Annotated in this window: 12 protein-coding genes; 3 read left to right on the forward strand and 9 right to left on the reverse strand. The window is 72.3% G+C overall.

Annotation, left to right across the window (positions count from 1 at the left end):
• Positions 1 to 49 precede the first annotated feature (49 nt).
• The gene (locus ACGF3A_RS26200) at positions 50 to 1,219 is read right to left on the reverse strand and encodes an alpha/beta hydrolase-fold protein (protein ID WP_393732767.1); all 1,170 of its coding nucleotides are present in this window, start codon (positions 1,217 to 1,219) and stop codon (positions 50 to 52) included.
• 113 nt (positions 1,220 to 1,332) lie between these two features.
• Between ACGF3A_RS26200 and ACGF3A_RS26205 the strand changes: the two genes are divergently transcribed.
• Complete coding sequence (locus ACGF3A_RS26205) at positions 1,333 to 1,572, forward strand: MbtH family protein (protein ID WP_393732768.1); 240 nt, start codon at positions 1,333 to 1,335, stop codon at positions 1,570 to 1,572.
• A gap of 22 nt (positions 1,573 to 1,594) precedes the next feature.
• On the forward strand, positions 1,595 to 3,166 hold the full coding sequence (locus ACGF3A_RS26210; RefSeq protein WP_393732769.1) for an amidohydrolase: 1,572 nt from the start codon (positions 1,595 to 1,597) through the stop codon (positions 3,164 to 3,166).
• Positions 3,167 to 3,391: 225 nt separating this feature from the next.
• Here ACGF3A_RS26210 and ACGF3A_RS26215 read toward each other — a convergent pair whose 3' ends face one another.
• From ACGF3A_RS26215 to ACGF3A_RS26225, 3 genes are read right to left on the reverse strand one after another with little or no spacing between them, the layout of a single operon-like run.
• Entirely contained in the window at positions 3,392 to 4,057 is a 666-nt protein-coding gene (locus tag ACGF3A_RS26215) for a PepSY domain-containing protein (protein ID WP_393732770.1), read from the reverse strand.
• Between the two features lie 43 nt (positions 4,058 to 4,100).
• Complete coding sequence (locus tag ACGF3A_RS26220) at positions 4,101 to 4,529, reverse strand: nitroreductase/quinone reductase family protein (protein WP_393732771.1); 429 nt, start codon at positions 4,527 to 4,529, stop codon at positions 4,101 to 4,103.
• Between the two features lie 44 nt (positions 4,530 to 4,573).
• A complete protein-coding gene (locus ACGF3A_RS26225; protein ID WP_393732772.1) occupies positions 4,574 to 4,951 on the reverse strand; it encodes a nuclear transport factor 2 family protein in 378 nt (125 codons plus the stop codon).
• 140 nt (positions 4,952 to 5,091) lie between these two features.
• On the opposite strand from ACGF3A_RS26225, the gene ACGF3A_RS26230 reads away from it, so the two are divergent.
• The gene (locus ACGF3A_RS26230) at positions 5,092 to 5,559 is read left to right on the forward strand and encodes a MarR family winged helix-turn-helix transcriptional regulator (protein ID WP_393732773.1); all 468 of its coding nucleotides are present in this window, start codon (positions 5,092 to 5,094) and stop codon (positions 5,557 to 5,559) included.
• Between the two features lie 92 nt (positions 5,560 to 5,651).
• On the opposite strand, the gene ACGF3A_RS26235 is transcribed toward ACGF3A_RS26230, so the two are convergent.
• The 5 genes from ACGF3A_RS26235 to ACGF3A_RS26255 all read right to left on the reverse strand — a co-directional run bounded on the left by ACGF3A_RS26235 (position 5,652) and on the right by ACGF3A_RS26255 (position 11,654).
• Positions 5,652 to 8,102: a tetratricopeptide repeat protein gene (locus ACGF3A_RS26235; RefSeq protein ID WP_393732774.1), complete on the reverse strand. Its 2,451-nt coding sequence runs from the start codon at positions 8,100 to 8,102 to the stop codon at positions 5,652 to 5,654.
• 185 nt (positions 8,103 to 8,287) lie between these two features.
• Entirely contained in the window at positions 8,288 to 8,761 is a 474-nt protein-coding gene (locus ACGF3A_RS26240; protein ID WP_393732775.1) for a hypothetical protein, read from the reverse strand.
• Positions 8,762 to 8,837: 76 nt separating this feature from the next.
• Complete coding sequence (locus ACGF3A_RS26245) at positions 8,838 to 9,599, reverse strand: class I SAM-dependent methyltransferase (protein ID WP_393732776.1); 762 nt, start codon at positions 9,597 to 9,599, stop codon at positions 8,838 to 8,840.
• Between the two features lie 48 nt (positions 9,600 to 9,647).
• Positions 9,648 to 10,229 (reverse strand): phosphatase PAP2 family protein, encoded by a 582-nt coding sequence (locus ACGF3A_RS26250; protein WP_393733384.1) that lies wholly within the window; start codon positions 10,227 to 10,229, stop codon positions 9,648 to 9,650.
• A 63-nt stretch (positions 10,230 to 10,292) separates the two neighbouring features.
• The gene (locus tag ACGF3A_RS26255; RefSeq protein ID WP_393732777.1) at positions 10,293 to 11,654 is read right to left on the reverse strand and encodes a diacylglycerol/lipid kinase family protein; all 1,362 of its coding nucleotides are present in this window, start codon (positions 11,652 to 11,654) and stop codon (positions 10,293 to 10,295) included.
• Between the last annotated feature and the right edge of the window lie 230 nt (positions 11,655 to 11,884).

An 11,884-nucleotide genomic window follows, 5' to 3' on the forward strand; every position in this document is an offset into this window, starting at 1 on the left:
GGTCTGCCGGGGCTGGTGCGTCCAGCCGAGTGCCCACGGGCCGGTGCGTCTAGCCGAGTGCCCACGCGACGTCGCGGAGCAGCGCGTGCCGCCAGCCCGCGCGGTCGTGCCCCGAGGCCGAGCGCGACACCCGTACGGCCGCACCGGCCTGCTCGGTCAGGCTCTCGACCGTCTCGCAGTGGGGCAGCATCCGCCGCTCGTGCTCGCCCACGTCGAACGCGACCCGCAGTCCCGAGAGGTCGGGCCGCTCGCGCAGGCGTGCGGCGAGGGTGCCGCCGAGCGGTCCGCCCATCAGGTCCGCCGCGCCCACCGCCCCCACCGCCTCGGGCGTCCACCAGAACGACGCCGACTGGCACGCGAGACGGGAGACCAGGCCGGGGAACTCCAGCGCCGCGTACAGCGCGCTCAGCCCGCCGAGGCTCTGCCCGGCGACCACCAGCCGGCCGGGGTCGCACGGCACGCCGGACTCCGCGACGAGCGGCAGCAGTTCGTCCCGCACCGCCTCCCACAGCGCGGGGTCGCATCCGAACTCGGCCTCCCTGTCCTTGGCGGGCAGGAAGACGAGCGTGACGGGCGGCATCCGGCCTCCGGGCACGGCGGCGTCGAACGCGGTCATCGCCGGGTGCAGATACAGCCAGTCGTCCCCGTCGAGCAGCAGCACCAACGGTCCCCCGCCGCCCGCCGGATGGACGCGCACGGTGCGCCGCCCGCCGAGCCGCTCGCTGGCCCAGCGGATACGGGTGTCGGGGAGCGGCAGTACGACGTCCGAGCCCGCGCCGACGACGGGCCAGTCCGGCTGGGGCGGCGCGTCGGGGGTGGCGGCGAGGGAACGGTCGGCGCCCGCGCCCACGGGGTTGAACGGATCGGCGTACGCGGTGCCGTCCACGACGAACTGGTACGTCACCCGCAGCCGCGCGGGCATGCGCACCTCGGCGTACCAGCAGTCCGTGTCGCCGAAGCGGCGCAGCGGCACCGGGTCGGACCAGCTCTCGAAGACGACCTCAGCCGAGGACGCCGACCCGCGCCACAGGAAGAGCGCCGTCCATCCGCCGCCGTCGGCGGGTGCCGAGACGGGCATCGCCCCGGGCACCGTGGTCCAGAACTCGTCGGTGCCGGGCGTACCGGACAGCCCGAACCCGGCGAAGGCGGGAGCGTCGGCATGGGCATCGGCGTCGGCATCGGCAAAGGCATCGGCGTCGAGGGCGCTCTCCGGACGCATGAACGTCTCCTTGTGAGAGGGAAAGGGGCCAGCTAGGCTCGCCGCGACGGTGTGGTTAGGTGAGCCTAACTTCATCATGGCACGGCCCCGGCAGTCCCGAGGAGGCACGGAAGATGAGCACCAACCCGTTCGACGACACCGAAGGCCGCTTCCTGGTCCTGGTCAACGACGAGGGCCAGCACTCCCTTTGGCCGTCCTTCGCCGAGGTGCCGGGCGGGTGGGAGGTCGCCTTCGGCGAGAACACCCGGGAGGCCTGCCTCGACTTCGTCGAGTCCCGCTGGACGGATCTGCGCCCCCGCTCGCTGCGGGAGTCGAGGGAGTCGAGGGAGTCGAGGGAGTCGACGGACGCGTGAGGGCGGAGACCTGACACCGCCGATGCTCTGCACCAGGCTGACGAACGCGCGCTTCCTCACCATGGACCCGGACCACCCCGTCGCCCATGACCTGGGCATCTGGCGGGGCCGGATCGCGGGCCTGGACGAGGCGGCGACCTCCGTACCGGCCCGCGAGGTGATCGACCTCCAGGGCGCCACCGTCCTGCCCGGCTTCATCGACGCCCATGTGCACCTGGCCTGGACCGGGTTCAAGGAGAACACCCCGAGCATCGCGGGCCTCACGCGCGTCGACGACGTGCTCGCCGCCGTGGAGAGCGCCGTCCCCGGGGACGGCACGCCCGGCGCCTGGGTGAGCGTCGCGGGGTACGACCAGCGCGCGCTGGGCCGCCACCTGACCGCCGCCGAGCTGGACAAGGTCAGCCACGGGCACAAGGTCTTCCTGCTCCACGACTCGGGGCACGGCTGCGTCGTGAACACCGCCGTCCTCGACCGGCTCCCCGCCGACGTCCCGCACGAGAACGGCTTCCTCGCCGAGGGCGCCATGGGCGCGGCCCGCGCGCTGCGACTGCCCTACTCCCAGCGGGAGCTGGCCGGGGCGATCGGCCGCGCGGCCCGTACCTGCCTGAGCGAGGGGATCACCGCCTGCGCCGAGGCGGGCATCGGCGGCACCCTCTTCGGCCACAGCCCCGTCGAGCTGGGCGCGTACCAACTCGCCCGCGAGGAGGGTCTGCTGCCGCTGCGCGTGCAGCTCATGGTCTCCGCCGACCGGCTGCGCCCCGCCGCCGCGCACCCGGACGACGGCATTCCGCGGGCCCTCGACCTCGGCCTGCGCACCGGGTTCGGCGACGACTGGCTCTCCGTGGGCGCCCTGAAGATCTACACCGACGGCGGCATGATGGCCCGTACCGCCGCACTCACCCGCCCGTACGAAGGGCTGGACCACGCCGGGCAGTTGCAGGACGACCCGGACGTGCTCACGGACACCGTCGTGGACGGCCATCTCGCCGGGTGGCAGCTCGCCGTGCACGCGATCGGCGACCGCGCGGCCGACATCGCGCTGGACGCGCTGGAACGGGCCCAGCGCCTCCGGCCCCGCCCCGGAGCACGGCACCGCATCGAACACGCGGGGCTGATACGCGCCGACCAGCTCGCGCGCTTCGCGCGGCTGGGCGTCACCGCGGTCGTCCAGCCCCACTTCCTGCGCTCCTTCGGCGACGACTACGCCGCGATCATGGGACGGGAGCGGGCCCCGTGGCTGTACCGGGGAAGGGCGTTCCTGGACCACGGCATCCCCCTCGTCGGCAGCTCCGACCGCCCCGTGACGGACGGCTCCCCGCTGCGGGCGATGCAGTTCATGGTCGAGCGCGCCTCGGCGTCCGGCCAGGTCATCGGCCCGGACGAGGGGATCACCGTCGACCAGGCCCTGCACGCGTACACGGTCGCGGGGGCGCGCGCCTGCCACTGGGAGGACAGCCTCGGCACCCTCACCCCGGGCAAGCACGCCGACCTCGTCGTCCTCGGCGACGACCCCCGCCGGGTCGGGGCGTCCCGCATCGGGGAGATCGAGGTGGTGGCGACGTACGTGGACGGCCGCGACCGGACCGCGGCCTGAGACCAGCCGGTCACGACACCCGAGCCCAAGGCCACCCACTCGCCCCTGACCGGCTCAGTCCGTGTCCGGCGGATCGTGGTTGCCCTCGTCTCAGGACTGGGCAGGGGCTGCCCCGTGCGGTGCGTCGCAGACCGCGGCCGCGTCGTGGCTTGTCGCGCAGTTCCCCGCGCCCCTTAGGCCTCAGGGGCGCGGGGAACTGCGCGAGCAACCACCCATGAGCCGCGGTCAGTCCCGGTCGACGTGCTCGCGCAGCACCTTGCGGTTGGTGACGTCGATGTCGTACGTGGTCTTGTTCCAGTCCTTGGGCGTGACGACGTCCACGGACCAGACGACCTTGCCGCTGTCGTCGTCGTCCAGCTCGATCGCGGCGACGGTGCCCTTCTTCTCGCCGATGGCCACCTGAGCCGCCTGCTCGGCCGTGACCTTGGCCTTGCCGAGCCAGGAGGCCAGCTCCTTCCGGTCGTCGGCGTCGTCCTGCTCGGCCCGTGGCTTCCCGGCCTTGCCGGACACGCCGTCGACGAACACGGCGTGGGCCGTCCCGTCCGAGGTGGCAACTTCGGTCTCCCACCTCGGACTGCCGCCGGGCCCGGAGTCGAGCTCGGCCTTGACCGGCTCGGTGTCCTTGACCGTCTTGGTGGCGGCGTCCAGCGCCTTGTCGTAGGTCACCTTCGCCTTGGGGATCAGCGCCTTGCGCTCCCGCTGGTCCTCGGTGAGGCGCCCGCCCGGGCTGTCGCTGCCGGAGGACGCGGGCGGCGACGCCTCGTCGCCCCCGCCCTTGTCGTCGTCCCCGCAGCCCACGAGCAGACCGCCGCCCATCACGGCGAGCGCGCACACCGCGCCCACCGTCCGACGACGGCGCACTGCCGAGGACCGCCGCGTGCTCTCATCCATTCCGCATGTCTCCATAACGGGAACAATAGGGACGAGTCTCCCCTCATCCCAGCTCCCCCTCCCGGCCCGTCACGGTGATACGGAAGGCCGGGTGGTCGGCGGGGTCGGGCAGGGACTCGAAGGTGCGGGACACCGAGGGGAGCTTCCCGTACTGGCGCAGATACTCCTCGACCAGCGGCGGCAACTCCTCGGCGGGGACCTCCACCGCCGTGAACCTCTCGACCCGGCCCCGCCGGGTCAGCCTGCCCGCGCCCGAAGCGCGCAGATTCCGCGACCACTCCGTGTCCCCGTACGCGGCGAGCAGATACTCCTGCCCCTCGTACCGCAGAACGGCCACCGGATTGGAGCGCCACACCGCACTCGTACGCCCGGGCACCGAGAGCAGGCTGACGACCTGCGGCTTGAACAGGCGCGCCATACGTGCGCCGATGACGCGTGCGGCCCAGGGCGGGCGGACGTATTTCCTGGTCATGGTGGCTCCTCGGAAGGGCTGACGGATCAGTCAGGGTCCGGGCTTCAGGACGGTGCGCCCGGCGGGTTGCGCAGGCTCAGGTGCATGGCGACCAGCTGCCAGTCGTCGTCCTCGGCGAAGACGAGGGTCACGCGGAAGGACCCTTCGATCGGCTGCGCCCTGTGCATGCCCTCCTGCGCCTGGGTGCCGACGACGAAGGCATTGCCCCCGACGTACCGCGTCGGCGCATCGGGGGTGAACTCGAAGGCCGAGTACGCCAGTCCGTGCCCGAACCGCTCCAGCCACTGCTTGCGGTGCAGCAGGAATCCGTACGGGCCGACGGCGAGGAAGTCGGGGTGCAGCAGGCCGTCCAGCGCCTGCGCGTCCCCCTCGCGCTCGGCGCGCGTCCAGGCCGCCACCTTCTGATCGATGCTCTGGGTCATGGCTCTCCTCCGTTGCGTACGGACGGAACCGAAGCCGTCGGACACGGCCCCGTCGCCTTGCTGCGCCTCACTACGAGCCTAGAAGCGAAACCCTTAGACGTCAAACAGTTAGAGGTCTATGGAAATGGTAGGCTCGCGTCATGCACCCGCACTCCCCACCCACCGGACTTCTGCTCGGCCAGACCGCCCGCACCGTCAGCCGGGCGTTCGACGAGGCCCTGGAGCGGGCCGGAGGCTCGCTGCCGGTCTGGCTGATCCTGCTCAACCTCAAGACCCGGCGCCCCGGCAACCAGCGGGAGCTAGCCGAAGCCGTGGGCGTCCGCCAGGCGACGCTGACCCACCACCTCAACTCCATGGACAAGCGCGGCCTGATCACCCGCGCCCGGCACGCCGAGAACCGCCGGATCCATGTGGTCGAGCTGACGGAGGAAGGCGAGGCGGCCTTCCAGCGGCTGCGCGAGGCGGCCGTCGCCTTCGACCAGCAGCTCAACGACGGTCTGAGCGACGACGAACGCGGCACGCTCGCCACCCTCCTCCACCGGCTCGCCCGCAACGCCGGTGCGGATCAGCCCACCACCCCGCCCTGGGCCGGCCTCGCGGAGTCATGACGCCCCGGGCCTGCACCCGATGAGCCTTCGGACGTCCCGCTACTTCTCACCCTCACCCCGGCGGATCGGCCTTCTCAGCCAGCCGTCGTGGCTCAGTCCGCTCGGTTCAACAGTTCCCGGGCCTGCTGCGCGAACGGTTCGTAACCGCTGTCCACGGCACGCCGAAAGCAGGAAAAAGCAGCTTCCGGCTTGTCCTGGCCGGTGAGGATCTCGCCCACCCGGTAACCGGCCTCGCCCACCAGTACCGGATCGTCCGAACGGTCCAGGGTCAGCCGGTACCAGTGCACCGCCTCGTCCCAGTCCTCCAGCAAGTAGTTCAGATCACCGAGGTGCGCGGCGAACAGCGGCCCGTCCTCGTGGTGGGACTCGGCTGTCGGCCCCCAGTGCTTGAGCAACTCCGGCAGGTTGCGCTCCTCCTTGGCGATGATGCCGAGATTCGTCCTCGCCTTGTGGGACATCTCCCCGTCACCCTGTTTCACCGCACGATGCAACCACTCACGTGCCGTGGCGTTGTCTCCTTCGCCTTGTGCGGTGGCGCCCAGCGTGACGGCTGCGGCAGCTGCCCACTTCCCTTGCCCTTCGGCCACCTTCCTCAGCAGCGCTCGGCCCAGCTCCCTGTCGCCTGCGTGCCCCATCCAGTGGCCGTAGTGGCACGCAACGATCAAGTGACTCTTGGATGCCGCGCGGACCCGTCGCAGGTACGCCGCACCCTCCCGTTCCACAGCCTGGTCCACGGCCCGCGCCGCCTCCGGAGCGTTCAGTTCGGTGAGGAGTTCGCCCAGCGTGTGGAGGGCACGGACGGCGATCTTGGATCGGCATTCCCATTGGGCCATGAGTACAGCGGAACGCCCCCAGGCAGCGAAGGCCGTCGTCCGGTCACCGCGCACATACGCCAGCCCGGCCAGCTGCCGTGCGGCGAGAGCGGCGTTGTCGGCCGTGTGATCGAGGCGTCCATAGGCGGCTTCGGCCTGCGCGAACGCTTCCTGGGCCCGTGCCGTCTCGCCCAGTTCACGCAAGCAGAGACCGAGGCGGTAGGTGGCGGACGCACGGGTGTCGGCATCGGCGCCCTCGTCCGCCGCACCACGCTCGAACCACCGTGCGGCCTCCGTGAAGTCGCCGCGCGCCTTCGCCCTGTTGCCCATGATCCAGAAACCTCTGCACGCCATCCCCGGGTGCACGGGCTCGGCCGCCGTGGCCAGCGCGATGACGGCCGCCTCGTCGCCGTTCTCCTCCAGCAGCTCCAGCAGCTGACGCGCCGCCTTCCGCACGCCGGGGGTGGTGAGAGCGCCTGTCCGACGGACGGCACGCCGGTACCCCTCGGCCGCACGGCCGGTGGACACCGCCAGGCCCAGCATCATCGCCACCATCTCCCTCCATGGCCTCTCATCCGCCCACACGAAGGCCAGATCGACGAGGAAGGTCGTAGCAGCGTCGCGGTCATCGGCGTCGACGAGCGTGGCGAGAAGAGCCTCGGCGGCACAGAAATCCTCGGTGAACAGATGCCCGGCGAGGGCAGCGACTGGCTCACCGCAGTGCTCACCGACCAGGGCCACGGCTCCGGCCCGGCCAGCCTCGCCCAGCAGCCGATGGGCCATCGCCGCCGAGGACTCCGCACTGGTGAGGCGGCGCACCTCCGCCACCAAGCTCTGGTCACCACCCACGCCCACCCTCGCAAGGGCACGGGCGAACGTCGCCTGCGCCTCCTCCTCACGGCCAAGGCGCCGCAGCAGAACGCCCCGTCTCAGCGCAGCCCTGGAGCGGTAGCGGGACGCGTAGTGCTTGTGCTGCTCACTCTCCTCCGCCTCCTGGTACGTGGCACACGCCGCCTCATGCTCCCCCTGGCCCGCCTGGAGGTCGCCCAGGTACACCAAGGCCTTGCCCCGCACCTGCGGTGCGGTCCCGTGCGCGGCCCGCAGGTACCACTCCGCGGCTCCCGCGGCGTCACCCCGCTCCTGACGCAGCCACCCCAGCATGAAACAGGCGTCCATACTGCCGTGCCCGGCTTGCTGGGCGTACCGCTCCTCGACCTCGTCGACCAGCGGCGCGACAGCAGTGGTCGCGTAATTGCCAGTGTCCCAGCAGTCCCCGACACGCAGCGGCTCCAGCCAGCGGGCATCCGTCACACGGACCTCGTAGTCGCCCTGGGCCAGCCGCTTCTCGTCCGGCCAGCCGCGGCCGTCACACTCGCCGTCGTACGTCGGCAGCCACTCCAGGGTGTCCTTGTCAACCGGCAGGTTGCGCACGGCCACCCGCTCCACACGCGCCACGAAGCGGTACGTGTTGCGGTCCACCCAGTCGTCGTCGAAGTACTCGCCGAAGGTGACGACGTCCGTCAACGGGCCATAGCGGTAGCCGATGACGGTGTCTGCGGCCTCGCACAGCACCCGGAAGAAGAAGCTCGGGTCGTCGGGCAGCAGCCCCTCATCGTCCTCGTCGCCCGTGTCGACATCCTCGTAGTTGGTGACGAGGATGCGAAAGCACACTCGGCACCGCTCACGGTCCAGGTCCAGGACACGCACACCGAAGAAGTTGTTGACAGACATCGAGCCATCCAAGGGCGAAGTAGGGAGAGTTGGCCGGGCGGTGCATCCGCCGAGCGTGGTGGGGCCACCGTAGGGCGATCCACTGACACGGGCGCCGTGACGAACACGCGGTGTCCTGGACTCCCCACACCGGTCCGGCGGCCAGCCCTACATCTCCGACCGGTCCATGCGCGAGGTACTCGCCGTCACCCCGGCCTCCGGGCATCCTGCCGGGGCGCCCGTATGTAGGACCCGAGCGCCGCGGCCAGGAGTCCCAGCACGGCTGTGCCGAGGAGTCCGTGGTACCAGCGCCAGCCCACGCCGAAGCCGACGAAGCCGTCCGCGATCAGCACGACCATGCCCGCGCCCACGCCCACGGCGGTGAGGGAGAGCGCGCCCAGCATCAGGACGCGGGGTATCCGGCGGCCCGCGCCGGTCACCGTCGCCAGGAAGAGCGCCGCGCCCAGCAGCCCGTTCGACGCCGCGAGCCACTGCGCCGTGCTCACGTCCATCATGTCGCGGGCATAGCTCTCGTACTCCTCCGCCGGGACGACGGGGCCGCCCGGGAATCCCAGCTTGCCCTGCGCCGCGAAGACGGCCTTCCCCAGGCCGTACCCGAGGAACAGCACCGCCATCGCCCAGCCGGGCCACCGCACTTGACGTCGTGATTCGCCGTTCATGCGAAAACCGTAGGCGCCTCGGGAGCGGCAGCCATCCCCCTACGGGCGGGCCCTCCTCCGCCGTACGGCGGGGAAGCTACAGCCGCTCGGCGGAGGCGATGAGGAAGTTGGGCAGGCGAGCGTAGGACTCGATGCCGGGCGTTGTCGGCTCGGCCTCCCGTGCGACGTCCGGATCGAGTCCCGGCTCGGCGAGTTCGCGCAGGCGGCAGCCGAGGGACGCGAGCGCGTTGAGGTAGGCGGAGAGGGGGCGGTGGAAGTCAGAGGCGTGGGTCTGCGGGATCTCGTACTCGTCCAGGTAGCGGCGAAGGCGGTAGTCGCCGTGTTCGCGCCACGTCGTGAGCAGCTGCTCGAAGGCCGGGTGGTTCACGGAGAAGACGAACAGCCCGCCCGGGCGGAGAGCCTCGACGCAGGCGCGCATCGCGGGCTTCCAGTCGGGGACGGCCGCCAGCACCATGCTGCACACCACCGCGTCGAACGGGCCGCCCAGGTCGGGCAGTCGGCACAGATCGGCCTGGACGTACGTGATGCCGCGCGCCTGCGCGGCCTCCTTCTCCCGCGCGTAGCCGAGCATCGTGTCGGTGGGCTCGACGCCCGTGACGTCCGCGCCCCGCGCGGCGAGCATGCGGCTGAAGTACCCGTGCCCGCACCCGGCGTCGAGGACGCGGCGTCCGCGCACGTCACCGAGCATCCGGAGCAGCACCGGGTTCATGAGATGGCGCTTGGCGAAGTCACCGTCGGGCTCCATCGCCTCCAACGCCTCGCGCGGGATGCCGTTCCACCGCTGGATGGCCGTGTCGTTGGCCGGAATCGCCTCGTCGTTCTCCCGTCGGGTCCCCATCCGCGCGAGCCTAGCCCGATCGCAGGGCTCGCTCCTCTGTCACGGTCGTCATCCGTGCCCCCGCCGCACCGCCGTGCCGTCGAGACGGCGCAGCAGGACGCGGGTCGCCGCCAGGGACGTCGCCGCGGCCGCGAAGCCGAGGACCGCGCCGCCCGCCACGTCCCCGGGGTAGTGCACGCCCGTGTGCACCCGGGAGTAGCCGACGGCCACCGCCAGCGCCGCGAGCGGCACCGCCGCGGGAGGGAGGACGACGCCCACGGCTGTGGCGAACGCGGTGGCCGACGCCGTGTGCCCGGAAGGGAAGGAGGCCGACTCCGGCATGGGGACGTGCCGGTCGACGCTCACCTGAGCCTTCTCCCGGTCGGGCCGTCGCCGGCGGACCATCCGTTTGCCGAACAGGTTCGCCGCCGTCGAGGCCAGCGCCACCGCGCCGGACCCGGCCAGCGCCGCGCGGCGGGGGCGCCCGGGCCCGAGAGCGAGGCCCGCCGCGACGGTGAGCGAGATCTTCGAGTGGTCGGCCGCGTGCGACAGCCGCCGAAGCGCGCGGTCCAGGGTGGGCGTGGGGGTGGCGGCCACGGCCGCGTACAGGGCTCCGTCGACCGCACGGAGGTCACCGAGCACGGCGGCCACGGACTCACGGAGAGAGGCGAGGGAGCAGGCACCACTCGGGTTCGGGTTCCGGTCAGGCACGGGTCAGTCCTCCGACGTCCGCTCGGTGCGGCCCAGGGCGAGGGCGAGGAGCCGACGCCAGTTGACGGCCGGGGCGGGGGCCACGACGCCCGGACGGTCGCGGGGCACGAGGACCCGGAGCGCGCGGGGGCGCAGCCCGCACACGACCGGTGTGGGCATCCGCAGCGCCTCGCCGTCCACCGCCACGGGGATCTCGTCCGCGTCGGAGGTCACCTCGGCACGCCGCGCGGTCATGACCGTCAGCCCCGAGGACTGCGGGCCCCGGACGGCCAGGTCGGCGGCTTGGGCGGCGCTCTCCACCCGGATGCCCAGCACGCCGAGTTCGCCGCCGTCGAGCCGCGGACGGTGGGCACCTTCGGTGAGGGCTTCGGAGGCCGCGTACGGATTGTTGCTGACGAGCAGGGCCTGTTGGGAGGTGAGCGCGGTGCCGTCGATCCGCGCGTCGAGCCGCCGCACCCCCTCGCCGACCAGCAGGTCGGGCATGAGGCTCAGCGCCGTGCCTGCCTTGTCGTCACGGTACTCGGGGTGCTGGACGACGTCCGCGTACACCCCGAACGACACGGTGTTGACGAAGGCCCGGCCCGCCACGTCACCGAGATCGACCCGCAGCTCCTCGCCGTCGCGGAGCGCGTCGAGACAGCGGGCCGGGTCGGACCGGTCGAGGCCGAGGTCCATGGCGAAGTGGTTGCGGGTCCCCGCGGAGACCACGAGGAACGGCAGGTCGTGCTCGGCGGCGACGGCCGCGACCAGCGCCTGGGTGCCGTCGCCGCCCGCGACACCGAGCAGGTCGGCGCCCTCGGCCACGGCCTCGCGGGCGAGGGTGGCGACGTCGGCCGGGGCCGCGGGGTCGAGCAGGATGACGCGTGCGCCGAGCGCCTCCGCCCGTTCGACGAGCCCGAAGCGGCCGACCTTTCCGCCGCCGGACCTCGGGTTCATGAGAACGACCGGCCGCTTGGGCCGACGCGCGACGGTCGCCCGGCCCGGCCGGTCGGGGCGCGCCCTGCGCAGCGCCGTACGGGCGCACGCCAGCGCGACGCCCCAGCACAGGCACGCGAGGAGCGCCGTCAGCCACAGGCCGTCCCAGGTGAAGAGCACCATGACGGCGACGGGCGCCAGGATCGCGACGATGAGCCCGAACAGTCGCACCACCCCGCGGTGCGCCAGGAACCACCACACCCCGGCGACGCACACGATCAGCCCGAGCAGCCCGGCCGCGACGATCACCAGGCCGCCCGCGCCCCACGCGAGCAGCAGGACGACCACGGCACCGGCCGCCGCGAGCACCGCGCACCAGGCGAGCAGCCGCGCGACCGCACCACCGGGAGCAGCACCGGGAGAGCCGTCCGGCGTCCGCTTCCTGCTCATGGCGCTCTCTCCCGTGGTGTGCGGCCTGTGTTCGGGGGTGTTCGCCTTCGCGGCCCGCTCCGAGGCACCAGCCTGCGCGTTGCGGGCGAGGAAGGGTATCCGGGCGGGGCCGCGCGGGTGAGTGCTGCCCCCTGATGCCTTGGTTCTCACGGATGCCCCGAAGTGCGGATCCGCAATTTTTCTTGCCGCTGGGAGACGGCCGTATCGAAGCTGTGGGTACCTCACCGGCG

It is taken from the genome of Streptomyces sp. NPDC048172, from assembly GCF_043202595.1.
Taxonomy (GTDB): Bacteria; Actinomycetota; Actinomycetes; order Streptomycetales; family Streptomycetaceae; genus Streptomyces.